General features: G+C 70.4%; 24 protein-coding genes and 1 pseudogene. 14 read left to right on the plus strand and 11 right to left on the minus strand.

Annotated elements, in window-relative coordinates; genetic code table 11:
* Positions 1–194 precede the first annotated feature (194 nt).
* Entirely contained in the window at positions 195–1,346 is a 1,152-nt protein-coding gene (locus P8627_RS01690; RefSeq protein WP_279965755.1) for an MFS transporter, read from the plus strand.
* A 152-nt stretch (positions 1,347–1,498) separates the two neighbouring features.
* Here the strand turns inward: P8627_RS01690 and ndk are convergent, their stop codons facing one another.
* Positions 1,499–1,921 (minus strand): nucleoside-diphosphate kinase, encoded by a 423-nt coding sequence (ndk, locus tag P8627_RS01695; RefSeq protein ID WP_279965756.1) that lies wholly within the window; start codon positions 1,919–1,921, stop codon positions 1,499–1,501.
* A gap of 103 nt (positions 1,922–2,024) precedes the next feature.
* Here ndk and P8627_RS01700 point away from each other — a divergent pair, with 103 nt between their 5' ends.
* From P8627_RS01700 to P8627_RS01710, 3 genes are read left to right on the plus strand one after another with little or no spacing between them, the layout of a single operon-like run.
* Positions 2,025–3,884: an ABC-F family ATP-binding cassette domain-containing protein gene (locus tag P8627_RS01700; RefSeq protein ID WP_279965757.1), complete on the plus strand. Its 1,860-nt coding sequence runs from the start codon at positions 2,025–2,027 to the stop codon at positions 3,882–3,884.
* Positions 3,881–4,489 carry a MarC family protein gene (locus P8627_RS01705; RefSeq protein ID WP_279965758.1) on the plus strand — a complete coding sequence of 203 codons (609 nt, stop codon included), beginning with the start codon at positions 3,881–3,883 and terminating at the stop codon, positions 4,487–4,489. Before P8627_RS01700 ends, P8627_RS01705 begins: the two co-directional genes overlap by 4 nt.
* A gap of 28 nt (positions 4,490–4,517) precedes the next feature.
* On the plus strand, positions 4,518–5,105 hold the full coding sequence (locus tag P8627_RS01710) for a retropepsin-like aspartic protease family protein (RefSeq protein ID WP_279965759.1): 588 nt from the start codon (positions 4,518–4,520) through the stop codon (positions 5,103–5,105).
* Between the two features lie 73 nt (positions 5,106–5,178).
* Here P8627_RS01710 and P8627_RS01715 read toward each other — a convergent pair whose 3' ends face one another.
* On the minus strand, positions 5,179–5,640 hold the full coding sequence (locus tag P8627_RS01715) for a DNA polymerase III subunit chi (RefSeq protein WP_279965760.1): 462 nt from the start codon (positions 5,638–5,640) through the stop codon (positions 5,179–5,181).
* Complete coding sequence (locus tag P8627_RS01720) at positions 5,633–7,111, minus strand: leucyl aminopeptidase (RefSeq protein WP_279965761.1); 1,479 nt, start codon at positions 7,109–7,111, stop codon at positions 5,633–5,635. The genes P8627_RS01715 and P8627_RS01720 overlap by 8 nt, the downstream gene beginning before the upstream one ends.
* 146 nt (positions 7,112–7,257) lie before the next feature.
* On the opposite strand from P8627_RS01720, the gene lptF reads away from it, so the two are divergent.
* The 6 genes from lptF (at position 7,258) to rsmA (ending at position 14,701) form a co-directional block, all read left to right on the plus strand.
* Entirely contained in the window at positions 7,258–8,373 is a 1,116-nt protein-coding gene (lptF, locus tag P8627_RS01725; protein ID WP_279965762.1) for an LPS export ABC transporter permease LptF, read from the plus strand.
* The gene (gene lptG, locus P8627_RS01730) at positions 8,370–9,467 is read left to right on the plus strand and encodes an LPS export ABC transporter permease LptG (RefSeq protein WP_279965763.1); all 1,098 of its coding nucleotides are present in this window, start codon (positions 8,370–8,372) and stop codon (positions 9,465–9,467) included. The genes lptF and lptG overlap by 4 nt, the downstream gene beginning before the upstream one ends.
* Positions 9,467–11,599: an LPS-assembly protein LptD gene (locus tag P8627_RS01735; RefSeq protein WP_279965764.1), complete on the plus strand. Its 2,133-nt coding sequence runs from the start codon at positions 9,467–9,469 to the stop codon at positions 11,597–11,599. The genes lptG and P8627_RS01735 overlap by 1 nt, the downstream gene beginning before the upstream one ends.
* Positions 11,600–11,610: 11 nt before the next feature.
* A complete protein-coding gene (locus P8627_RS01740) occupies positions 11,611–12,819 on the plus strand; it encodes a peptidylprolyl isomerase (RefSeq protein WP_279965766.1) in 1,209 nt (402 codons plus the stop codon).
* Positions 12,806–13,783, plus strand: a complete 978-nt coding sequence (pdxA, locus tag P8627_RS01745; RefSeq protein ID WP_279965768.1) for a 4-hydroxythreonine-4-phosphate dehydrogenase PdxA — start codon at positions 12,806–12,808, stop codon at positions 13,781–13,783. Before P8627_RS01740 ends, pdxA begins: the two co-directional genes overlap by 14 nt.
* A gap of 81 nt (positions 13,784–13,864) precedes the next feature.
* Positions 13,865–14,701, plus strand: coding sequence for a 16S rRNA (adenine(1518)-N(6)/adenine(1519)-N(6))-dimethyltransferase RsmA (gene rsmA / locus P8627_RS01750; RefSeq protein WP_279965769.1), 837 nt, complete (start codon positions 13,865–13,867; stop codon positions 14,699–14,701).
* Between the two features lie 15 nt (positions 14,702–14,716).
* Here the strand turns inward: rsmA and P8627_RS01755 are convergent, their stop codons facing one another.
* The 3 genes from P8627_RS01755 to prfA form a co-directional block, all read right to left on the minus strand.
* Complete coding sequence (locus P8627_RS01755; RefSeq protein WP_279965771.1) at positions 14,717–15,433, minus strand: DUF4167 domain-containing protein; 717 nt, start codon at positions 15,431–15,433, stop codon at positions 14,717–14,719.
* A gap of 174 nt (positions 15,434–15,607) precedes the next feature.
* Positions 15,608–16,411: a peptide chain release factor N(5)-glutamine methyltransferase gene (gene prmC, locus P8627_RS01760; protein ID WP_279965772.1), complete on the minus strand. Its 804-nt coding sequence runs from the start codon at positions 16,409–16,411 to the stop codon at positions 15,608–15,610.
* Complete coding sequence (prfA, locus tag P8627_RS01765) at positions 16,408–17,463, minus strand: peptide chain release factor 1 (protein WP_279965773.1); 1,056 nt, start codon at positions 17,461–17,463, stop codon at positions 16,408–16,410. Before prfA ends, prmC begins: the two co-directional genes overlap by 4 nt.
* An 80-nt stretch (positions 17,464–17,543) precedes the next feature.
* On the opposite strand from prfA, the gene P8627_RS01770 reads away from it, so the two are divergent.
* Entirely contained in the window at positions 17,544–17,771 is a 228-nt protein-coding gene (locus tag P8627_RS01770) for a hypothetical protein (RefSeq protein ID WP_279965774.1), read from the plus strand.
* Positions 17,772–17,780: 9 nt separating this feature from the next.
* Here the strand turns inward: P8627_RS01770 and P8627_RS01775 are convergent, their stop codons facing one another.
* A complete protein-coding gene (locus P8627_RS01775; protein ID WP_279965775.1) occupies positions 17,781–18,137 on the minus strand; it encodes a DUF6314 family protein in 357 nt (118 codons plus the stop codon).
* A 35-nt stretch (positions 18,138–18,172) separates the two neighbouring features.
* Complete coding sequence (locus P8627_RS01780) at positions 18,173–18,574, minus strand: diacylglycerol kinase (protein WP_279965776.1); 402 nt, start codon at positions 18,572–18,574, stop codon at positions 18,173–18,175.
* Between the two features lie 67 nt (positions 18,575–18,641).
* Here P8627_RS01780 and purB point away from each other — a divergent pair, with 67 nt between their 5' ends.
* Complete coding sequence (gene purB, locus P8627_RS01785) at positions 18,642–19,946, plus strand: adenylosuccinate lyase (protein WP_279965777.1); 1,305 nt, start codon at positions 18,642–18,644, stop codon at positions 19,944–19,946.
* 36 nt (positions 19,947–19,982) lie between these two features.
* Here the strand turns inward: purB and P8627_RS01790 are convergent, their stop codons facing one another.
* Entirely contained in the window at positions 19,983–20,168 is a 186-nt protein-coding gene (locus P8627_RS01790) for a hypothetical protein (RefSeq protein ID WP_279965778.1), read from the minus strand.
* Between the two features lie 33 nt (positions 20,169–20,201).
* A pseudogene (locus P8627_RS17050) lies at positions 20,202–20,707 on the minus strand (Hint domain-containing protein); the annotation flags it as partial.
* Between the two features lie 446 nt (positions 20,708–21,153).
* On the opposite strand from P8627_RS17050, the gene P8627_RS01800 reads away from it, so the two are divergent.
* Positions 21,154–21,324, plus strand: coding sequence for a hypothetical protein (locus tag P8627_RS01800; RefSeq protein WP_279965780.1), 171 nt, complete (start codon positions 21,154–21,156; stop codon positions 21,322–21,324).
* 34 nt (positions 21,325–21,358) lie between these two features.
* Here P8627_RS01800 and guaD read toward each other — a convergent pair whose 3' ends face one another.
* Complete coding sequence (guaD, locus tag P8627_RS01805; RefSeq protein WP_279965781.1) at positions 21,359–22,645, minus strand: guanine deaminase; 1,287 nt, start codon at positions 22,643–22,645, stop codon at positions 21,359–21,361.
* 89 nt (positions 22,646–22,734) lie between these two features.
* Between guaD and mgtE the strand changes: the two genes are divergently transcribed.
* Positions 22,735–24,123: a magnesium transporter gene (gene mgtE, locus P8627_RS01810; RefSeq protein ID WP_279965782.1), complete on the plus strand. Its 1,389-nt coding sequence runs from the start codon at positions 22,735–22,737 to the stop codon at positions 24,121–24,123.
* The last annotated feature ends 65 nt before the right edge of the window (positions 24,124–24,188 follow it).

Genomic DNA, 24,188 nt, shown 5'->3' on the forward strand with positions numbered 1-24,188 from the left:
ACAATTCTGCGCCTGCCGGGCCCGCCGGCACAACGGAAAACGACGCCGCCGCCGGCCCATGGCGGCGGACATCGCGCGCAACATCTTCGTGAATCGGGCCGCGCCCGCGCTATTGAGTCCGCACCGAGACGTAACCCGGAGACAAGCGCCTGACATCCGCCCTTTCCATCGTCCGGAACCGGAACTTCGCCGCTTTGCTCCTGGCGAATACCGTCCTCGCCTCGGCCTTCCCGATCCAGCTGCTTCTCGGAAGCCTGGCGGGACTGATCCTGGCGCCGAGCCCGGCGCTGGCGACGCTGCCGGCCTCGGTCCAGACCCTTGCGGCGCTGGTGGCCGCCGCGCCGTTCTCCCTGCTGATGGGGCGGATGGGGCGGCGGGCGGGGTTCGCTGTCGGGGGTCTGACGACCTGTCTGGGCGCCCTGGCCGCGATGCAGGCGCTGTCCTCGCAGAGCTTCGAGCTGCTCTGCCTGGGGCATTTCCTGATGGGGGCGGGCTGGGCCTCGTTCCAGTATTTCCGCTTCGCGGCGGCGGAGGTCGTCGAGCAAACTTGGCGGCCGGTCGCCATCTCCCTGATGCTGACCTCCGGGCTGGTCGCGGCCATCGTCGGACCGCAGGTCTTCATCGCCGCCAAGGACGCGTTCGTGCCCATCCCGTTCCTAGGCGCCTACGCGGCCGTTGCCCTGATCGGCCTGCTGGGCCTCCTGCCGCTGGCCTTCGTCCGGATGCCCCGGCCCGTCCGGGCCAAGAAGGACGGGCCCGCCGCCGCCGGGGCCGCCCTCCGCGCCGCGCTGCGTCGCCGCCCGGTCCGGCGCGCCGTCGCCATCGCCGCGGTGTCGCAGGGGGTCATGGTCTTCCTGATGATCCCGACCCCGATCGCCATGATCGGCTGCGGGTTCAGCGAGGCCGCCGCCGGCGACGTCGTCCGCTGGCACATCGTCGCGATGTTCGCGCCGAGCTTCTTCACCGGCTTTCTCATTCAGCGGTTCGGGGCGCAGACGATCGCGACGGTCGGGCTCCTCGCGATCATCGCCGCCGCGACCGCCGCCGCGTCGGGCCTGTCGGCGGGCCATTTCTACGGCGCGTTGATCGTCCTCGGCCTCGGCTGGAACTTCGGCTTCATCGGCGCCACGGCGATGCTGGACGCGGCGGTGTCCGAGGCGGAGAAGGCGGCGGTGCAGGGGGCGAATGACACGATCATCGCGCTCGTCTCGACGGGTCTCGCCTTCGCCGCGGGCCTCGTGATCGCGGGGGCCGGATGGGCCGTGCTCGCGATGATGTCAGGCGGCATCGTCCTGTTGGCCGTCGCGGCGCTTGCATGGGATCGAACCGTGGCGGTGGAGACCTAGGGCGCCTGCCCCTCGCGCCCGCGTCATCCCGGGATCGACGGGAGGCCCCTGAAAACGTACCACACCCGGCGCGGCGGGTCCGTGTGGTCGAGGCCCCGGCCGGACGGGATCCGTTGCGGCCGGGTGCCTCATTTCGTAGCAGGAGGCCCGGCTCAGCCGACCAGTTCGAGGCCCGAGAAGAAATAGGCGATTTCTTCCTTGGCGGTGTCCGGCCCGTCCGAGCCGTGGACCGAGTTCTCGCCGATCGACAGCGCGTATTCCTTGCGGATCGTGCCCGGCGCCGCCTCGGCGGGGTTGGTCGCGCCCATGACTTCGCGGTTCTTGGCGATGGCGTCCTCGCCTTCCAGAACCTGAACCACGATCGGCTCGGAGGTCATGAATTCGGTCAGCTCGCCGAAGAAGGGGCGATCCTTGTGGACGCCGTAGAATTCCTGCGCCTGCGCCAGCGTCAGCTGGATCCGCTTGGAGGCGACGACTCGCAGGCCAGCCTCTTCCAGCTTGGCGGTGATCACGCCGGTCAGGTTGCGCTTGGTGGCGTCGGGCTTGATGATCGAGAAGGTGCGTTCGAGGGCCATGGAAAACTCCGTCGGATTGGTTTGGCGGCGGCCTTAGCAGGGGCCGCGGGGGAAGGGAACCGGCGCGTTGACGGCGCCGCGCCGCTGGTCCAAGGCACGCACCATGCTTCAGATCACGGATCTCGGATACTCGGTCGCGGGCCGGCCCCTTTTCGAAGGGGCGACGGCGACGATTCCCGACGGCCACAAGGTCGGGCTGGTGGGCCGCAACGGCACCGGCAAGACGACGCTCTTCCGGTTGATCCGGGGCGAGTTGGCCCTCGACAGCGGCGAGATCGCCCTGCCCTCGCGCGCCCGGATCGGCGGCGTCGCGCAGGAGGTGCCGTCATCCGACGTCTCGGTGCTGGACACGGTGCTGGCCGCCGATGCCGAGCGCGCGGCGCTGCTGGCCGAGGCCGAGACCGCGACCGACCCCGCCCGCATCGCCGAGGTGCAGGCCCGGCTACAGGATATCGACGCCTGGTCCGGCGAGGCGCGCGCCTCCTCGATCCTGCGGGGCTTGGGTTTTGAGGTCGCGGACCAGGCGCGCCCCTGCTCGGACTATTCGGGCGGCTGGCGGATGCGGGTGGCGCTGGCCGGGGTGCTCTTCGCGCGGCCCGACCTGCTGCTCCTCGACGAGCCGACGAATTACCTCGATCTCGAGGGCGCGCTCTGGCTGGAAAGCTATCTCGCGCGCTATCCGCACACCGTCATCATCATCAGCCACGACCGCGGCCTTCTGAACCGCGCGGTGGGCGGCATCCTGCATCTCGAGGACCGGGGGCTGACCTATTACTCGGGCAATTACGACCAGTTCGTGCGGATGCGCGCCGAGAAGCGCGCGGGCCTGGCCGCCGAGGCCGCCAAGCAGGATGCCCGGCGCGCCCATCTGCAAAGCTTCGTGGACCGCTTCAAGGCGAAGGCCTCCAAGGCCAAGCAGGCGCAGAGCCGCATCAAGATGCTGGAGCGGATGGAGACCGTCCGCGCCCCCGAGGACGCGGCCCGGACCGTCTTCACCTTCCCCCAGCCCGAGGAGCTGTCGCCGCCGATCCTGCGGCTGGATGCGGCCGCCGTGGGCTATGACGGCCCGCCCGTCCTGGGGCGCCTGAACGTGCGGATCGACCAGGACGACCGTATCGCGCTCCTTGGCCGCAACGGCGAGGGAAAATCGACGCTTTCCAAGCTGTTGTCGAACAGACTTCATCCTTGCGACGGCCAGCGGATCGCGTCGGGCAAGCTGCGGATCGGCTATTTCGCCCAGCACCAGGTCGACGAGCTGCATGTCGACGAGACCCCGCTCGAACACCTCAAGCGCGAGCGCCCCGACGACGCGCCCGCCAAGCTCCGCGCGCGGCTGGCCTCGTTCGGCCTGGGCGCCGATCAGGCCGAGACGCGGGTGGCGAAGCTGTCGGGCGGGCAGAAGGCGCGGCTCTCGCTGCTGCTGGCCACGCTGGACGCGCCGCATATGCTGATCCTCGACGAGCCGACCAACCACCTCGACATCGAAAGCCGCGAGGCGCTGGTCGAGGCGCTGACCGCCTATACCGGCGCGGTCGTGCTGGTCAGCCACGACATGCACCTTCTCAGCCTCGTGGCCGACCGGCTCTGGCTGGTGGGCGGGGGCACGGTGAAACCCTACGAAGGCGATCTGGAAAGCTATCGCAAGATCCTGCTGGCGGGCGACGACCGGCCCGAGAAGCCGCGGACGAAGCCCGACGCCGCGAAGCCCGCCCCCGTCAGCCGCGACCGGCTGATGGCGCTGCGCTCCGAGGCGCGCAAGGCCGAGGCGCGGGTCCAGAAGATCGACGCGATGCGCGAGAAACTGGCCAAGAAGCTGGCCGATCCGGATCTCTACGAGGATGGGCGCGTGGGCGAGCTGGAGACCTGGAACAAGAAATACGCCGAGGTCATGGAGGCCGCCGATCGCGCCGAGGCGCTGTGGCTGCGCGCCATGGAGGCCGTGGAACAGGCCGAGGCGCGATGACCGCGCCCGAGGCCCTGACCGCCTTCACGGCGCTCTTCGTCATCATCGACCCGATCGGTCTGGTGCCGATCTTCATCGCGCTGACCGCCGGCATGGACGCGCGTCACCGCCGCGCCATCGCGCTGCGCGCCTGCGCGGTCGCGACGGCGCTGCTGATCGTCTTCACCCTGGCGGGCGAGAGCCTGCTGGCCTTCGTCGGCATCTCGATGCCCGCCTTCCGCATCGCGGGGGGAATCCTTCTGTTCCTGACCGCGCTCGACATGCTGTTCGAGCGCCGCAGCCAGCGCCGCGAGGGCCAGGCCGAGTCGCATCCCGAGGACCCGTCGGTCTTTCCGCTCGCCCTCCCGCTGATCGCCGGGCCGGGCGCGATCACGACGATGATCCTGCTGACCGACGGCGCCGATACGGTCGGCACGGTCTCGGCCATCGGCGTGATGCTGGCCGTGATCGCGGTGGTGCTGATCCTGTTCCAGCTCGCCGCGCCGCTGGAGCGTCTGCTGGGCCCGACCGGCATCAACGTCGTCACCCGGCTGCTCGGCATGCTGCTGGCCGCGCTCTCGGTGCAGTTCGTCCTCGACGGCATTTCCGACCTTCCGGGCTGGTAAGCGGGCGGGTCGCGCTTATGTCAGGGCGATGAGCGCGGATCAGGCGGCATATGCGATCTATCTCGGCCTCTTCGGGGTTGTGATCGCGATCGGCTATCTCGCGGCCAATCGCGGGCGGCTGGGACAGACGCTGCAACAGGCGGCGATCTGGGGGTTCATCTTCATCGGCGTGGTGCTGGTCTACGGCATCTGGGACGATATCGAGCGCACGCTGGTGCCACGCCAGAGCATGGCGGTGGACGGCGAGTCGGTGATGATCGACGTGCCGCGCGCGCGAAACGGCCATTACTACCTGACGATGGAGGTGAACGGCGCGCCGATCCGCTTCGTCATCGACACCGGCGCGACGGATCTCGTCCTGACCCAGGAGGATGCGGCCCGGGCGGGCATCGACGTGGACAGCCTGCGCTATTTCGGCCGCGCCATGACCGCGAACGGCCCCGTCGAGACGGCCGAGATACGGCTGGAGACGGTCGGCCTCGGTGCCTTCGTCGACCGCGACGTCCGCGCCGTCGTCAATGCCGGCGAGATGGGCCAGAGCCTGCTGGGCATGTCCTATCTCGGCGCGTTCGGCCGGATCGAGATCGAGGACGAACGGCTGCGGCTGGTGCGCTGAAGAACGGCCCGGAAGCCGCTGAATTCACTACGGGAACGTCTTCCGCGTTCGCCGTCGCCGCGTCGCTCCCGCGTCAGACGTTCTTCGATGCCTTCTCTTCCCACTTACCCGACTCCTCAGACCAGTAACGCGCGCCGATCCCGGCCCCGGTCAGCGCGCTCCATTGCGCGCGTGCTTCCGCGACGGCGGCGTCGTCGTTGCCGTCGAACAGAATGCAGACCCGTGCGAGCGGACCCACCTCCTCGGCCGCGACCGTGGCACCGTCGACGGCCATCACGCAGTCGGGCTCGTTCGCCGCCGCCCCGGTCGTCAGGAGGATCGGCTGCCGCGCATCGTGTTCGCCACCGGCAAGCCCATGCGGCAGGAAGCCGTCATTCGGGCCCTGCCACAGCTTCTGGTCGAGCCAGTCCAGCCGTTCCGGGTCGCCGCCCCGCACCGCGACGCGCCAGCCCTGCTTGAGACTGCGCTCCAGGAGCGGCGCCAGGACCTCGGGCACCGCGCGGCGCGTCAGGTGGTAGAAATAGACCTCACCCATCCTTGGCTTCGAACCGGTCCCGGATCAGCCGGTCCAGCGCGCGCACGCCCCAGCCGGTCGCGCCCGCGGGCGACAGGGCCGTGCCCGACGAGACCGAGGCCACGCCCGCGATGTCGAGATGGATCCAGGGCGTTCCGTCCTTGACGAAGCGCTGCAGGAACTGGGCCGCCGTGATCGACCCGGCGGGCCGGCCGCCCACGTTCTTCATGTCCGCCACGCGGGACTTGAGCTGCTTGTCGTAGGCTTCGCCCAACGGCAGGCGCCAGGCGCCCTCGCCCGTGTCCTTCGCGGCCTTCAGGAAGGCGTCGCAGAGCGCGTCGTCATTCGCAAAGACGCCCGCATTCTCGTGGCCCAGACCGATGATGATGGCGCCGGTCAGCGTGGCGAGGTCGATCATGCCGGTGGGCTCGAACCGGTCCTGCGCGTACCACATGATGTCGCACAGCACGAGACGACCCTCGGCATCGGTGTTGATGACCTCGACCGTGTCGCCCTTCATAGAGCGCACCACGTCGCCGGGCCGCTGCGCGCGGCCGTCGGGCATGTTCTCGACGAGGCCAACGATGGCCACGACATTGGCCTTCGCCTTCCGCGCGGCCAGCGTGTGCATGGCGCCCGCGACGGTGCCCGCGCCGCCCATGTCCATCGTCATGTCTTCCATGCCCGCGGCCGGCTTGATCGAAATGCCGCCGGTGTCGAAGACGACGCCCTTGCCGATCAGCGCGAAGGGCTTCTCGTCGCCACCGCCCTTCCATTGCATGACCACCACCTTGGACGGGCTTTCCGAGCCGTGGCCCACGGCCAGGAGCGTCCGCATCCCGAGCCTTTCGAGATCGGCCTCCTCCAGCACCTCGACCTCGACGCCGAGTGCGCGCAGCTTTTCCAGCCGGGCGGCGAATTCGGTCGTGGTCAGCACGTTGGCAGGCTCGTTGACCAGATCGCGCGTCAGGAACACGCCTTCGGCGGCGGCGCGGGCATCGGCGAAATCGGCCCCGGCCGCGTCGGGATCCTTGACCATCACCGAGATCGCGGCGGTCTCGGGCTTGTCGTCGCCGGTCTTGTGATCGGCGAAATCGTAGCCGCGCAGCACCGCCCCCAGGACGATGTCCGACAGCAGCCGCTGGCTGCCTGCCAGCACCGTCAGCGGACGCGCGCCGCGCAGCTTGGCCAGCGCCGCGCCCGCCGTCATCGCCTTCATCATTCCGGGCCGGCGATCTAGCCGGACGATCGCGACGCAGCTGGCCGCGAGCCCGTTCGGGAAGGCCAGCTCCATCACCTCGCCGGGCTTCAGCTTTTCGAAGGCCGGCGATTCGACGGCGCGCTTGACCGCGCCCTTCGACAGCCGGTTGAGCCGCCGCGCCTCGGGCGAGAGGGTGCCGCCCTCGGGCACGAAACAGGCGATCACCCCCTCGGCCCCGCTCAGCGCGTCGAGATCGGTGGCGGTGAAGGTCACGTCGGCGGGTCGGGTCATGAAGGGCTCCGGTTCGGATGGGAATGGCGTCTCGCGCGGACCCTAGCGCCCGGCCGGGGCCAGTTCCAGCCGCGCGGTCAGATCGGGGCTTTGACGCCCCGGCCCATCCGGCTAGACAGGGCGCAATGGGCCGCCCGGGGGACGGAGTGGGAACGTTCGACAGATACCTCGCGGGGCAACTGCTGGCCTATTTCGGCTTCTTCAGCCTGGTGCTGGTCTCCGTCTATTGGGTGAACCGCGCGATCGGGCTGTTCGACCGGCTGATCGCCGGCGGTTCCTCGGTCGTGATCTTCCTCGAATTCACCGCGCTGGCGCTCCCGGGCGTGATCCAGGCGGTGCTCCCGGTCTCGGCGCTGGTGGCGACGCTTTACGGGATCAACCGGTTGACCAGCGATAGCGAGATGGTCGTCGCGCAGACCACGGGCCTGGGCCCCTGGCGTCTGGCGCGCCCGGCGCTGGCCTTCGGTCTGGTGGTGGCCGTGATGCTGTCGGTGCTCGGCCACTTTCTGGTGCCCCTGTCGCGCGTCGCGCTGGCCGAGCGCGGCGAGGAGCTGGGCCAGGACATCACCGCGCGCTTTCTGACGGAGGGGGAGTTCCTGCACCCCGGCGCGGGCGTCACCGTCTATGTCCGCGAGATCACCGAGGCGGGCGAGCTTCTGGGCCTCTTCCTGCAGGACCGGCGCCGCCCGGACACGCGCACCTCCTACACCGCCGAGCGGGCGATCCTGGTGCGTGCGGAAGGCGGCACGCGCCTCGTGATGTTCGACGGGATGGCGCAGACGCTGCAGGTGCCGACGCGCAGCCTCGTGACCACGACCTTCGAGGATTTCGCCTACGATCTCGAGGGGCTCGCGGGCGGCCGCGGCGAGCGGCGGGCCGATCCGCGCGAGCTGCCGACCGGGGCTTTGCTGCGGGCGGATGCGGTGGCGCAGGCGGCCACCGGCGCCGACGTGGCCAAGCTGCGCTACGAGGGGCATGTCCGCTTCGCCGATCCGCTCTTCGCCGCGGCGCTGCCGCTGATGGCGCTGGGGTTCCTGATGCTGGGCGGCTATTCGCGGCTCGGGCTCTGGCGGCAGATCCTCGCCGCGGTCATGGCCTCGGTCCTCCTCGAGATGCTGGGCAACGTCGCCGAGAACTCCGTGCGCCAGGATGCCGACCTCTGGCCGCTGGTCTATGCCCCGGCGGTTCTGACCTGGTCGCTGGCGGTTTTGTTGCTCTGGCGGGACACGCGCGGGCCGCGGATCATGGGCGCGCCCGCATGATCCTGCCGCTCTATATCGCGCGACGCTTCATCTGGCTGGTCCTGATCGTGACGCTGGTTTTCACCGGCCTTCTGCTGCCCATCGACCTGATGGAGCAACTCCGCCGTCTCGACGGGCAGGATGCGGGCTTCGGCGACGGCTTGCGGCTCGCGCTTCTGAACCTGCCGGCGGCGCTCTACCAGATCCTGCCGCTGATCGTGATCCTGTCGACGCTGGCGCTGTTCCTCGCGCTGGCTCGGTCGTCCGAACTGGTGGTGATCCGCGCGGCGGGGCGCTCGGCCCTGCGCGCGCTGCTGGCGCCGGTCGCGGCGGCGGTCCTGCTGGGCGTCGCGGCGCTGATCGTCGTGAACCCGATCGTCGCCGCCACCCAGGCCGCCTACGAGCGCGAGATCGCGGCCTTCCGGACCGGGCTCAGCTCGGTCCTGTCGGTCAGCGAGGAGGGCGTCTGGCTGCGCCAGGGCGACGCGCAGGGACAGACCGTGATCCGCGCGGCGCGGTCGTCGCTCGACGGCACGGTCCTCTTCGAGGCGACCTTCATCTCCTTCGACGGCTCCGGCAGCCCGACCGAGCGGATCGACGCCGCGCGCGCCGAGCTGGCCGACGCGCAATGGCTGCTGCAGGACGCCAAGCGCTGGCCGCTCGCGCAATCCGACAACCCCGAGCGCGACGCGCAATCGGTGCCCTTCGCGTCGATCCCGTCCTCGCTCACGCGCGAGGGCATCCGCGACAGCTTCGGCGTGCCCTCCTCCATCCCGATCTTCCAGCTTCCGGGCTTCATCCAGCAGCTCGACGCGGCGGGTTTCTCGGGTCGGACGCATCGCGTCTGGTTCCAGACCGAGCTTGCGAACCCGCTCATGCTGGCGGCAATGGTGATGATCGGCGCGGCCTTCACCATGCGCCATGTCCGGGCTGGCGGCTCGGGGCTGATGGTGCTGTCGGCGCTGCTTCTGGGCTTCGGCGTCTTCTTCCTGCGCAACTTCGCGCAGGTGCTGGGCGAAAACGGCCAGCTCCCCGTCATGCTGGCGGTCTGGGCGCCGCCGCTTGCCGCGATCCTGCTGGCGTTGGGCGTGATCCTGCGGCTGGAAGACGGGTGATGCGCCTGGTCCTCGCCCTGATCGCCTGCCTGTGGCTGCCCCTCGCGGCCGCCGCGCAATCCGGGCCCGCGACGCTGGTCGCCGACCGCATCGATTTCGACGCCGAGACGCTGGTCGCCTCGGGCGCGGTCGAGATCTTCGCCGAGGGCGCGATCCTGCGCGCCACGCGCATCACCTATCTGCGCCGCGAGGACCGGATCGTCGCCGAGGGACCCATCACCCTGATCGACGGGCCCGATCGCATCCTCTTCGCGGATTTCGCCTCGCTATCGGCGGATCTGCGGAACTCAGTGCTGCAAGGCGCGCGGCTGGTGCTGGACCGCCAGTTGCAGATCGCCGCGACCGAGATCGCGACGGGGACCGAGGGCCGCTACACGCAGCTCTACCAAGCGGTCGCCTCCTCCTGTGAGGTCTGCCCGGAGAACCCCGTCCCGCTCTGGCAGATCCGGGCCCGACGGATCGTCCACGACACCGAGGAACGGCAGCTCTATTTCGAGGACGCGCGCTTCGAGGTGTTGGGCGTGCCCGTCGCCTGGCTTCCGGTGCTGCGCCTGCCCGATCCGACGCTGGACCGCGCCCGCGGCGTGCTGGCGCCGCGGTTTTCCTCCGACGACCTGCTGGGAACGGGCGTCACGATCCCCTACTTCATCCCCCTGGGCCCGTCGCGGGACCTGACGCTTCTGCCCTACGTGACGAATACCGATACGCGCAGCCTGGGCTTCCGCTATCGCCAGGCCTTCGACAACGGCCGCATCGAGGCGAACGGCGCCTGGTCGCGCGACGACCTGCAGCCGGGCGACGATCGCGGCTATCTCTTCGCCGAGGGCGTCTTCTTCCTGCCACGCGACTACCGGCTGGAATTCGACGTCGAGGCGGTGTCGGACGATGCCTACCTCGTGAATTACGGCATCTCGGAAAAAGACCGGCTGGACAGCCGCATCGCGGTGACGCGGATCGATCGCGACGACCGGGTTCTGGCGGAGGCGATCTATTTCAACAGCCTGCGCGCGGGCGAGAATGACGATTTCCTGCCCACCCGAGTCGTCACCGTCGAACGCCAGCGCCGCGTGCCGCGTGCCTTCCTCGGCGGTCAATCGATCTGGACACTGCAGGCCCATGCGCGCGAACGGACGGCGAATGCGATCCCCCCGGGCGGCCCCGACAACGCCGCGCGCGACGTCACCCGCCTCTCGGCGGCGTATGACTGGCGCCGCACGCATGTGACGGGCGGCGGCCTCGTGATGACCGCGATCGCCGGGCTGCATCTCGACGCCTACGACGTGCGCGAGGATCCCAGCTTCGAGGACACGACCTTCGCGCGCGCGGTGCCCTATGGCGGGCTCGAGCTGCGCTTTCCGATGGCGCGCGGCGGCGCGGGCGGCGTCCGCCACCTGATCGAGCCGGTGGCGCAGGTGCTCTTCGTCCCCGACAATCGCGCCCGCACGCCGAACGAAGACAGCCTGACCCCAGAATTCGACGAGGGGAACCTGTTCTCGCCCCAGCGCTTCGCCGGCCGCGACACGCGCGAGCTGGGCAACCGGATCAATCTCGGCATCTCCTACACGCGCTTCGACCCCTCGGGCTGGAACCTCGGCGGCACCGTCGGGCGCGTGATCCGCGACGACGACCTGGGCCAGTTCCGCCCCGGCACCGGACTGGACGGTCGAAGCTCGGACTGGCTCGTCTCGGCGCAGGCCAGCTACCAGGACCGGTTCTCGGTGCTGCAGCGGGCGCTCTTCGACGACCAGTTCGACTTCGCCCGATCCGAGACGATCCTGCGCTGGAACGGGCCGCGCCACATGCTCGAGACCCGCTACACCTTTCTCGAAAGCGACGTGGCCGCGGGCCGCCCGATCGAGACCTCGGAATGGGCGCTCGACGCGTCCCGGGACCTCGGGGGCGACTGGACGGGACGGGTGAACTGGCGATATGACTTCGTCACGAACGACGCCAGCCGCGCGGGGCTGGGCCTGACCTACAGGTCCGACTGCGTCACCGTGGCCTTCGATGTGGAGCGACGCTTCACCTCGAACACCACGCTGGAGCCCTCGACCCGCTTCGGGCTTGGGATCGAGCTGGCCGGGTTCGGGGCGGAGGACCGGCGCGACCGACGCCGGCGCTGCGGAATATGAGGGGCGAGAGCATGACACGATTCCTGGGCGCGATCTTCCTCGCGATGGCGGCGCTTCTGACGGCGCTGCCCGCGACGGCGCAGCAGAACCCCTTCGCGGTGCTGGCCTCGGTCAACGGCCAGGGCATCACCCGCTACCAGGTCGATCAGCGCGCGCTGTTCCTGTCGCTCCTGCGCGCACCCAACGCCACGCCCGACGCCGCGCTCGACCGGCTGATCGACGAGACGCTTCAGGTCCAGGCGGCGCGCGGCGCCGGAATCGAGGTCACCGCCGAGGAGCTCGACTCCGGGCTCACGTCCTTCGCCTCGCGCGCCAACCTGACGCCCGACGAGTTCATCGCCGCGCTGGAACAGGCCGGCGTCGCGGGCGAGACGTTCCGCGACTTCGTGCAGAACGGCATCCTGTGGCGCAATTTCGTCCAGCAGCGCTTCGGCCCGCAATCGCGCCCCACCCCCGAGGAGGTCGAGCGCACGCTGGCCCGCGGCGCGGGTCCGCAGGTCCGCGTTCTGCTGTCCGAGATCGCGTTGCCGCTCGCGCCCGAGACCCAGGACGAGGTCTCGGCCCTGGCGCTGCGCCTGTCCGAGACGATTTCAGGCCAGGCCGCCTTCGAGGCCGCGGCGCGCCGCTACAGCCGGGCCGCCTCGGCGCGCCGGGGCGGGCGCGTCGACTGGGTGCCCCTGTCGCAACTGGCCCCGCCAATCGCGGCGCGCGTGCTGACGCTCGCCCCGGGCGAGGTCTCCGAGCCGGTCAATCTCGGCTCCTTCATCGGTCTGTTCCTGCTGCGCGGCCTCGACGAGACGGGCGGCGGACCGGCGGCCGCGCTTTCCGTCGATTACGCCGAATACCTGATCCCAGGCGGCAACTCGGCCGAGGCGCGGAGCCAGGCGGGGCGCGTCGCGAACCGCGTGGACACCTGCGACGATCTCTACGGCGTGGCGCGGGGCCAGCCGCCCGAGCGGCTGATCCGCGAGACGCGGCCCACGGCCGAGCTGCCCGACGATCTGCGCCAGACGCTTGCGGTGCTGGACGAGGGCGAGATCTCGACCCTCGTTTCGCCCACGGGCAACCTGCGGCTGATCATGATGTGCGGCCGCGTTGCCGAGCCCGCCGAAGGCGCCTTCGATGCGGCCGGTCAGCAGATCCTGAACCAGCGGCTTCAGGGCTATGCCGAAAGCTACCTGTCGGAGCTGCGCGCCGAGGCCATCATTGAACGCAGTTGAACGCGCGCCGCTCGCCGTCACCTGCGGCGAGCCCGCGGGGATCGGCCCCGAGGTCGTCGCCAAGGCCCGCGCCGTCGCCCCCGAGGTGCCGTTCTTCGTCATCGGCAACCCGGCGCATTTCGAGGGCTTCGGCGTCGCCACCCGCGTGATCGACGACCCCGCGGCGGCGGGCACGGACGCGCTCTGCATCCTGCCCCACGACATCCCCGGCCCGGCGCGCCCCGGCCGGCCCGACGGCGCGCAGGCGGCGGGCGTGATCTCGGCCATCGCGCGGGCCGTCGCGCTGGCGCAGGGCGGGACGGCCTCGGCCATGTGCACTGCGCCGATCCACAAGAAGGCGCTGAAGGACGGGGCCGATTTCGCCTATCCGGGCCATACCGAATACCTGGCCGCGCTGGGCGGGGTCGAGCAGGTGGTGATGATGCTGGCCTGCCCCGAGCTGCGCGTCGTCCCCGCCACAATCCATATCGCGCTGGAGGAGGTGCCCGCCGCGCTGACGCAAGCGGGGCTGGAGGCCACCCTGCGCATCACCCATGCCGGCCTGCGCCGCGATTTCGGCATCGCCGCGCCGCGCATCGCGGTTGCGGGGCTAAACCCGCATGCCGGCGAAGGCGGGACGATGGGCCGGCAGGAGGTCGACTGGATCGCCGATCTCGTCGCGCGTCTCGCTCCCGAGCTGGGCTGTTTCGGCCCCCTGCCCGCCGACACGATGTTCCATGCCGGCGCGCGGGCGCATTACGACGCGGCGGTCGCGATGTATCACGACCAGGCGCTGATCCCGATCAAGACGGTCGATTTCGCGGGCGGCGTGAACGTCACGCTGGGCCTGCCCTTCATCCGCACCTCGCCCGATCACGGCACCGCCTTCGACATCGCGGGCACGGGCCGGGCCGATCCGACCTCGATGGTCGCGGCCCTTCGGATGGCCTGGGACATGGCCGGACGGCGCGACGGACGGGGCTGACCGCTCCCGGATCATCACGGGTCCCGAAATACTCCAATCCCGGCCTCGCAGCCGGCCATCCGCCGGGCTATTGGCGGGTCCATGGCCCAGATCGACGACCTGCCCCCTCTGCGCGACGTGATCGCCGCCCATGACCTGCGGGCGAAGAAATCGCTCGGGCAGAACTTCCTCCTGGATCTGAACCTGACGGCCCGGATCGCCCGCGTCGGCGGCTCGCTGGAGGGCGCGCGCGTGCTCGAAGTCGGGCCGGGGCCCGGCGGGCTGACCCGGGCGCTTCTGGCCGAGGGCGCGGAAGAGGTGCTGGCCGTGGAAAAGGACGCGCGCTGCCTGCCCGCGCTCGCGCAGATCGCCGCGCACTATCCCGGGCGGCTGGAGGTGGTGAGCGCGGATGCGCTCGAGATCGATCCCGGCGCCTATCTGGAGGCGCCGTGGCGGGTGATCTCCAACCTGCCCTATAATGTCGGCACCGAACTGCTGATCCGCTGGCTGACCCCGCCCGACTGGCCGCCCCGGTGGGAGAGCCTGACGCTGATGTTCCAGCGCGAGGTCGCGGAGCGGATCGTGGCGCAGCCGGGTGGCAAGGCCTATGGCCGCCTCGCGATCCTGTCGCAATGGCGCTGCGACGCGCGGATCGCGCTGTCCTTGCCGCCGGAGGCCTTCTCTCCGCCGCCCAAGGTGTCCTCGGCCGTGGTGCATCTGACCGCCCTGCCCGCGCCGCGCTTCCCCGCGCCGCCGGCGGTGCTGGAACGGGTCGTGGCGAAGGGGTTCAACCAGCGTCGCAAGATGCTGCGGGCCGCGCTGAAGGGGCTCGCCCCCGATATCGAAGGCACGCTGCGCGATGCGGGGCTCGAGCCGACGATGCGGGCCGAGCAGGTGCCGCTCGAAGGGTGGTGCGCGCTGGCCCGCGCGCTGGGCTGAGCGCCGCGGCGGCGCTCAGGCGTCTTCGCTGGACGGGCTGGGATTGCTGCCTTCGGCCTCGGGGGCGGGCGCCTTCTTGCGGGGGCGCCGCTTGGGCTTGGGCATATCCTCGGGCGTGTCGACGACATGGGACGCGCCGTCCTGCGCCTCGGCCGGTCGATCGCTCGACCGATCGTCGCGCGGCTGGTCGTCGCGCGGCCGATCCTCGCGAGACTGGTCGCGGCTCTCGTCGCGATGGCCCTCGGAGCGATCAGAGTGCTCGCCGCGATCCTTGCGCCGGCTTCCGCCGCGGCGCCCGCGGCCCTGGCCGTCCTGGCCGTCGCCCTGCTGGCCGCCGCCCTGCTGACCCTGCGAGCCGGCCTGCTGGCCGCCTTGGTCGCCGCCGCCCTGCTGCTGACCGCCGCCCTGCTGGCCGCCTTGCTGCCCGCCTTGCTGGCCGCCGCCCTGCTGGCTTTGCTGGTGCTGCTGCTGGCGGGCGTCGATCTCCTTCTGCGCGGCGGCGAGCATACGGGTGTAATGCTCGGAATGCTGCTGGAAATTCTCGACCGCAACGCGGTCGCCCGACAGCTGCGCGTCCCGCGCGAGCTGGTTGTACTTGTCGATGATCTGCTGAGGGGTGCCGCGCACCTTCCCCTCGGGGCCGGAGCTGTCGAAGACGCGATTGACGATGTTGCCGCCCTGCGGACGGTTGTTCCGGTTCTTGCTCCGCGAACGGGACTTGCTGCTTCTCATGCGTGAGGGTTTCCGCTGATCGTTGCCGTGGACCGTGCCCGCGTTGCGGGTCGAACGGTCCGGGATTGCTCGGGCAGGCACCGGGAGCGAAGAGGTCGCATCCGCCGTCGTGCTGGATGTCTTATGGGTGCGCCGAACACAGGTTACAAGCGGATTCGTGGGGTTTCGCACCCGTCATCGGGGTTTTTCCGCCTGCACGACCCGGTCGCGACCATCCAGGTCGGGGCGGATCGCGATCCCGGCGAGGCCGGCATCGCGAAACAGCGCGGCGACCGCGTCCCCCTGCGTCGGCCCGATCTCGACCATCAGCCGCCCGCCCGGGGCCAGCCGCGCGGGCGCGTCCCGCGCGATCACGCGATAGGCGTCGAGCCCGTCGCCGCCCGGGGTCAGCGCGCCGCGCGGCTCGCGCAGGACTTCGGGCAAAAGCGCCGCCATCTCGTCCTCGGCGATATAGGGCGGATTGGAGACGATCAGGTCGAACGGGCCCTCGACCCCGTCCAGCCAGTCGGCCCGCGAGAATTCCGCACGCGCCGCGACCCCCGTGGCGGCGGCGTTCCGGCGCGCGACCGCGAGCGCTGCGTCCGAGACGTCGGTGCCGAGCCCCGTGGCCTCGGGCCGTTCCGCCAGCAGCGAACAGAGGATGCAGCCCGAGCCGGTGCCGAGGTCGAGCAGGCGGGCGAAGGGCGCCGCCAGCGCCGCGGCGACCAGCGTTTCGGTCTCCGGGCGCGGGTCGAGCACGTCGGGCGTGACCTCGAACTCGTGCCGCCAGAAAGCGCGCCGCCCCGTCAGGTGCGACACCGGCTCGCGCGCGGCGCGGCGCGCGACCAACGCCTCGAACCGCGCCAGCGCGGCCGCATCCGGCGCCTCGACGGGGCCCGCCACCGCGCGCATCAGGATCTCGGCGTCGCGCGCCGCGCCCGGCACGCCCGCCGCCTCCAGAGCGGCGCGTGCGCGGGCCAGCGCATCGCGGCGGCTCACGCCTCCATCTCGGCCAGAAGCGTCGCCTGGCGGTCGGCGATCAGCGCATCGATCACCTCGTCGAGGTCGCCCGCCAGCACCGCGTCCAGCTTGTAGAGCGTCAGGTTGATGCGGTGATCGGTCATCCGGCCCTGCGGGAAATTGTAGGTCCGGATCCGCTCGGAGCGGTCGCCCGACCCGACCTGGGCGCGGCGATCGGCGCTGCGCTCGGCATCGGCGGCGGCGCGGCTCGCCTCGTAGAGCCGGGCGCGCAGCACCTCCATCGCGATCTCGCGGTTCCGATGCTGGGATTTCTCGGAGGAAGTCACGACGATCCCGGTCGGCAGATGGGTAATGCGGACCGCCGAATCCGTCGTGTTGACGTGCTGCCCCCCGGCCCCGCTGGCGCGCATCGTGTCGATGCGGATCTCGCTCGCGGGAATGTCGATATCGACGGCCTGCGCCTCGGGCAGCACCGCAACGGTCGCCGCCGAGGTGTGGATGCGCCCGCCGCTCTCGGTCGCGGGCACGCGCTGGACGCGGTGGACGCCGCTTTCGAACTTGAGCCGGGCGAAGACGTTCTCGCCCTCGATCCGCGCGACGAGTTCCTTGACGCCGCCCAGGTCGCTCTCCTGCCGCTCGACCGTCTCCATCCGCCAGCCGCGGGCTTCGGCATAGCGGCGATACATCGCCTCCAGATCGGCGGCGAAGAGCGCCGCTTCCTCGCCACCCGTACCGGGCCGGATCTCTAGGATGGCCGGGCGGGCGTCGGCCGCGTCCTTCGGCAGGAGCGCGATCTGCAGCGCGGCTTCCGCGGCCGCGCGCCGCGCCTCCAGCGCCGGCAGCTCGGCGCGGGCCAGTTCGGCCATCTCGGGGTCTTCCAGCATCGCGCGGGTCTCGGCCAGCTCGCGCTCCAGCGCCTGCCAACCACGCACCTGCTCGGCCACGGGGCGCAGATCGCTGTATTCGCGCGTCAGCGTGGCGATCTCGGAGGCGTCGGGCCCCGCGTTCAGACGCGCTTCGAGGTACTCGAAACGGTCGAGGATCTGGGCAAGGCGATCGGCGGGGATCATGGCCCCGGGGCATGGGCGGTCTTCCTCATTTGGTCAAGGGGCGCGCGCGTGATACGCTCGACCCACGGGAGGTATCCGACATGCGCCTGATCTCATTCGCCGCCGCTGCCGCTCTCTGCCTTGTCACGACCGCGCAGGCCACGACCTCGGCCATTCCGTGCCAGTGCCGCGACACCAACGGCAACCTGCACGAGGTCGGGACGCAGATGTGCCTCCAGGTCGACGGGCGCGCGTTCATGGCGCTTTGCGACATGTCGCTCAACGTCACGATCTGGCGCGATACGGGCGATGCCTGCCCGACGGGCTGAAGCGTCCCCCTAGACATCCCGCCGGTAGCGCGTGAGCGCGCGGTAATCCTTGCGTGGCCCCGTGACCCGCCAGCGCACCGACCAGCGCGGCCAGGCCGACAGATCGTAGCGCAGAAGGTACGTATCGGGAGCGCAATCGTGATGCGCGCGCCCGTCGGGGCCGATGACGTGGAATGGCCGGCCGTCGCCGAAGGCCACCTCGATCCCGTCGGGCCCCTCTCGCCAGAGCGTTTCGCGCCGCGCGGCGAAGACCTGACCGCCCTGCCGTATCTCGCCCGTCTCCACGCCGCGCAGCCAGGCCCCCTCCGGCCGCCACTCGGCCGCGCCCGCGAACCGCACGGTCGCGCCGTCGGCGTGGCGGATCACGCGGTTGACCCGCCAGCGGCCCGCCAGCCCCGCAATCATCGCGCGAGCAGCGCCGCGCCCACGACCCAGACGGCATGCCCGCCGAAGACCAGCACGGCGCAGAACACCGCGAAACTGCCCAGGTCCTTCGCCTGCTTGGCGAAATTGCTGATCTCGGGCGAGACGCGATCGACGATCAGCTCGATCGCCGTGTTCAGCGCCTCGACCAGGAGCGAGTTCAGGAACAGCGCGACCGCCACCGCCCATTGCGCGGGCCGCACGCCCACCAGCGCGAAGGCCAGCGCGGTCGCGACGAACATCGCCAGTTGCAGCCGCGCCGCGCGTTGCGCGGCCAGGACGCGCCCGCCGGCGAGCGAATAGCCCAGCGCCCCCCAGGTATGCGCCACCGCGTTGCGCGTGCCCTTGGCGGGCGGTTCGGGTCGGTCCAGTTCCGTCACGGGACTTCCTTTCCTTCGGTCGCGCGCCACCCTAGAACGCGCGCGACCCGACCCGAAAGGCCCGCGCATGATCCCTCGATATTCCCGTCCCGAGATGGTGGCCATCTGGTCGCCCGAGCAGAAGTTCCGCATCTGGTTCGAGATCGAGGCCCATGCCTGCGACGCGATGGCGGATCTGGGCGTCATCCCCCGCGCGAATGCCGAGGCCGTCTGGAAGGCGAAGGATGCCGAGTTCGACGTGGCGCGCATCGACGAGATCGAGGCCGTCACCAAGCACGACGTCATCGCCTTCCTGACCCACCTGTCCGAGATCGTGGGCGCCGACGCCGCGCGCTTCGTGCATCAGGGCATGACCAGCTCGGACGTGCTCGACACGACCTTCAACGTCCAGCTCACCCGCGCCGCCGACATCCTGATCGCCGACATGGAAGGGCTTCTGGCCGCGCTGAAGCGGCGCGCGCTGGAGCACAAGGATACCGTCCGCATCGGGCGCAGCCACGGCATCCATGCCGAGCCCACGACGATGGGCCTGACCTTCGCGCGCTTCTACGCCGAAATGGACCGCAACCTGCGCCGGCTGAAGACCGCGCGCGCCGAGGTGGCGACGGGCGCCATCTCGGGTGCGGTGGGGACCTTCGCCAATATCGATCCGCGCGTGGAGGCGCATGTCTGCGAGAAGCTGGGCCTTCTGCCCGAGCCGATCAGCACGCAGGTCATCCCGCGCGACCGCCACGCGGCCTTCTTCGCCGCGCTGGGCGTCGTGGCCAGCTCGGTCGAGAACGTCGCGACCGAAATCCGGCACATGCAGCGCACCGAAGTCCTCGAGGCGGAGGAATTCTTCAGCGCGGGGCAGAAGGGCTCCTCGGCCATGCCGCACAAGCGCAACCCGGTGCTGACCGAGAACCTGACCGGGCTCGCGCGGCTGGTGCGCTCGGCGGTAGTGCCGGCGCTGGAGAACGTGGCGCTCTGGCACGAGCGCGACATCTCGCACAGTTCGGTCGAGCGGATGATCGGCCCGGATGCGACGGTGACGCTGGACTTCGCGCTGGCGCGCCTGACCGGCGTGATCGACAAGCTGGTCGTCTATCCCGAGAACATGCTCGCGAACATGAACAAGTTCCGCGGCCTCGTCATGTCGCAGCGGGTGCTGCTGGCGCTGACGCAGGCGGGCGTCAGCCGCGAGGATGCCTATAGGCTCGTGCAGCGCAACGCGATGAAGGTCTGGGAGCAGGGCGCCGATTTCCAAGAGGAGCTGCTGGCCGACACGGATGTTCGGGCCGCGCTGTCGGAGGCGGAGATCGCCGAGAAATTCGACCTCGGCTACCACACCAAGCATGTCGACACGATCTTCGCGCGGGTCTTCGGCGACTGATCCTTCGCGTCGCGGGGACGGATTTTCCGGCCCGCGTCATGGTACCGGCGAAGACGGCCGGGGCCAAAGCGGCCCGTCGCGCCGGGCGGCCAGGGCCCGCGCCTGCCGGTTGTGAAGGATCGGGCGGCAGGGCCGGGTCGCGCCGGGCGGCACGTTGGAGCGGTCCATGCCGGCCAGAAGCCGCTCGGACCGGTCGGTGCGCAGCATCGTCTCGGCATGCATCCCGTTGGCGATGACGATGTCATGCGCATCGGTCAGCAGGTGGACGTATCGCAGGCCGACCAGAGGCCGCGCCTGCCGGACGCCCGGCAGACCGGCCAGCGCGTGGATCGCCGCGAGGGCCCCGTCGGCGCCCGCGCCGCCGAGCAGCACGCGATGCTGGCGCGACAGGAGCAGCGCGCAGTCCGGACGGCCCGGCCCGAAGGTCCCGGGCTCGATCCGGAACGGTGCGAGCCGCGGCGCCTGCCGGATCTCGGCCGCCGCGATGTCGCGCCCCCCGGTCCAGACCAACGCCTGCGCCCCCGGTCGAGCGTCGAGACCGGATCGCCGGGCCGCAGCGTCTCGACCGGACGCGGGCCGGCCGGCGTCGCAATCAGCGTGCCCGCCACGAAGCAGGCCACACCGGTGGACGAGAATTCGCTGTAGTTGGTGCTGTTGGGGCTGGTGACGCTGGTGACCGTGTAGGTCGTGTTCAGGTCGGGCGCGGGTTCCTGGAAGATGTAGTAGTAGCTGTTGGACGAGGCGATGAAGATCCGCGTCATGTAGACGGTGTTGGTGCCGTCGCTCAGCGCGATTTCCTCGCGCGGCTGGACCTGGCCGGAGGTTTCGACATTGCCGAACTCGTCATAGATCGTGGCGATCTGGTCGCCATCCTCGTCGTCGCGGTCGTCGGTGCCGTCCTGCAGCTGGGTGTCGTTGTCCGAGATCGAGATCAGGTGGTCGGAAGGCGCGGTGAAGGTGATCGTCTCGCCCACGGACGCCGTGCCGCCCGGGAACGTCACTTGGTCGTCGTCATACCCGTAGTAGTCGTAGATCGCCAATGGTCCGCATGCTCCTTATGCGGGCAGCTATTGCCGCAGAAGGTCAATTCTTCGTCAAGAATGGGCCGAAGGTCAGGCCGGTCCGAATGTCTGCGACATTTCGCGATTTTGCGCCCGGCGCCCCGCGCGCTACTCTTGCGTCACCCAAGTCCAACCGGGAGACGACAATGAAGACGATGAAGACCCTTCTCGTGGCCGCCGTCCTGACGGGCGCGCCGGGCCTGGCCTTGGCGCAAGGCTGCAACTGGATGAAGGACCGTCAGGCGACGATGTCCTGCGCTCCGGGCAGCGTGTTCGACCACGAGTCGGGGACCTGCGTCGCCGAGGCCACGAGCTGATTTCTTCGCCGGGCCGCCCGCGCGCGGCCCGGACCTATTCGGGCCGCACGGCCCGCCCGGCGACATAGACCTGCGCGACGGCCCGGTCGTCGCCCATCATGATCGTCGGGAACACCGCCTCCCAGATATCCGCCGCCCGCGCGCTGCGCTGCGCGATGGCGGGCGTCGCCCCGAGATCGAGGACCACCAGATCCGCCGCGCTGCCTTCGGAAAGCGTGCCGATCCGGTCCGCCGCGTGCAGCGCGCGGGCCGAGCCTTCCGTCGCGAGCCACAGAAGCTGCGCGGGATGCAGCGCCAAGCCGCGCAGCTGCCCGATCTCGTAGGCGGCGGCCATCGTCCGAAGCATCGAGAAGCTGGACCCGCCCCCCGTATCCGTCGCCAAGCCCACCCGCATCCGCGCGGCGAGGCCCATGTCGAAGAGCCCCGAGCCGATGAAGCTGTTCGAGGTCGGGCAATGCACGACGGCGGCCCCGACCTCGCCCAGCCGGTCGATCTCACGCGGCTCCAGGTGGATGGCGTGACCGTAGAGGCCGCGTTCGCCCAGCAGGCCATGCGACTCGTAGGTGTCGAGATAATCGCGCGCCTCGGGGAAGAGCGTCTTTACCCAGGCGACCTCGTCGGTCTGCTCGCTCAGATGGGTCTGCATCAAGCAGGACGGGTTCGCGGCCCATAGCGCGCCCAGCGCCTCGAGCTGCTCGGGTGTCGAGGTGGGCGAGAAGCGCGGCGTGATGACGTATTCGGCGCGGCCCTGCCCGTGCCAGCGCGCGAGAAGCTGCGCGCTGTCGTCATGGGCGCTCTGCGCATCGTCGCGCAGGTTATCCGGCGCGTTGCGATCCATGCAGGTCTTGCCCGCCCAGACCGCCATGTCGCGGGACGCCGCCGCCTCGAAGAATGCGTCGACGCTGCCCGGGTGGATCGTGCAAAAGCTGGCGACGCTGGTCGTGCCATTGGCCAGCAGCAGGTCCAGATAGCGCGCGGCGATCGTCGCGGCGTATCCGGGATCGGCGAAGCGCGCCTCCTCGGGGAAGGTGTAGTCGTTCAGCCAGTCGATCAGCCGCTTGCCCCAGGAGGCGATCATCGCCGTTTGCGGGTAATGCGCATGGGCGTCGACGAAGCCCGGCAGGATCAGCGCGTCGCCGTGGTCGATCTCGACCGCTTGCGGAAAGCGCGCGCGCATCGCGTCGATCGGGCCGTGGCCGGCGATCCGTCCGTGGGCGACCGCGACGGCCCCGGCGGCGTCGTGGCGGGCCGCGTCGGGCGCCGGCACGGCGAAGGGATCGGCATGGAAGGCCAGCACCTGGCCGCGGATGAGCGTCGTCATGCCCCGCCCTACCGCGCGCGCGAAATCGCCGCTACCCCTCTGGATCGCCCCGCGCTATCCGTCCGGCGACGCTAGCCCCGGAGGCCGCCATGGCAGACCCAGCCGACACGCAGGACCCCCCCTACGAGGACGAGGTCGAGCTGGACGAACCGCGATTGCGCGCCATCCGCGAGGCCATCGAGGCCCGCGACCGGACCCAGCTCGACGATCTGCTGGAGCCGATGCACGGCGCCGACATCGCCGACCTTCTGGAACAGATCACCGAGGCCGAGCGCGCCACACTCCTGGAGCTGTGGTCGGGCCATGTCGACGGCGAGATCCTGTCGGAGCTGGAGGAGAGCCTGCGCGAGGAGATCCTCGACGCGCTGCCGGCCGAGGACGTGGCCGAGGCGGTGCGCGAGCTCGACACCGACGACGTGGTCGACCTGATCGAGAACCTGGAGGACACCGACCAGGCCGACGCGATCCTGGGCGCGCTGGATGAGATCGACCGCGCTGCGGTCGAGCAGGCGCTGACCTACCCCGAATATTCCGCCGGCCGCCTGATGCAGCGCGAGGTGGTGATGGTGCCGTCCTTCTGGACGGTCGGCCAGGCCATCGACCACATGCGCCACGCCGAGAGCCTGCCCGAGCAGTTCTACCACGTCATCCTGACCGACCCGCGGATGCGGCCCGTCGGACACGTGACGCTGGGCAAGATCCTGTCGAGCCCGCGCGAGACGCCGCTCTCGGAGATCGAGGAGGAGAGCTTCCGCACCTTCGAGGTGACCGAGCCCGAGGCCGAGGTCGCCTATGCCTTCAACCAGTATCACCTGATCTCGGCCCCGGTGGTCGATCACAACGATCGGCTGCTGGGCGTGATCACCATCGACGACGCGATCCGGATCCTCGACGAGGAAGCGGGCGAGGACATCCTGCGCCTCGCCGGCGTCGACAGCGAGGAGGCGATCTCGAACCGCACCTTCGACGTGGTCCGGCGCCGTTTCCCGTGGCTCGCGGTCAACCTGGTGACGGCGATCCTGGCCTCGATGGTGATCTCGCAATTCGAGAACGTCATCGCCGAGGTCGTCGCGCTGGCCGTGCTGATGCCGATCGTGGCCTCGATGGGCGGCAATGCCGGCACCCAGTCGCTGACCGTGGCGGTGCGCGCGCTGGCCACGCGCGACCTGACCGGCGCGAATGTCTGGCGCGTCATCCGGCGCGAGGTCGTGGCGGGCGGGATCAACGGCCTGGCCTTCGCGGTGATCATGGGCATCGTCGGCGTGGTCTGGTTTGGCACGCCGATGCTGGGCCTGGTGATCGCGGTGGCGATGGTGATCAACCTGGTGGTCGCGGGACTGGCCGGCGTCGGCATCCCGGTCGTGCTGCAGAAGGCCGGGATCGACCCGGCGCTGGCCTCGGGCGCCTTCGTTACGACGGTGACCGACGTGGTGGGCTTCTTCGCCTTCCTCGGGCTCGCGGCGGTCTGGCTGCTCTGAGCGCGGGCGGCCGCGACGGGTCCGCGGCGCTGCCCGATTGTCGTCCGATTCGGATGCCATGGCTT

The sequence above is a fragment of the Jannaschia sp. GRR-S6-38 genome (genome assembly GCF_029853695.1).
In the GTDB taxonomy this organism is placed as follows: domain Bacteria; phylum Pseudomonadota; class Alphaproteobacteria; order Rhodobacterales; family Rhodobacteraceae; genus Jannaschia; species Jannaschia ovalis.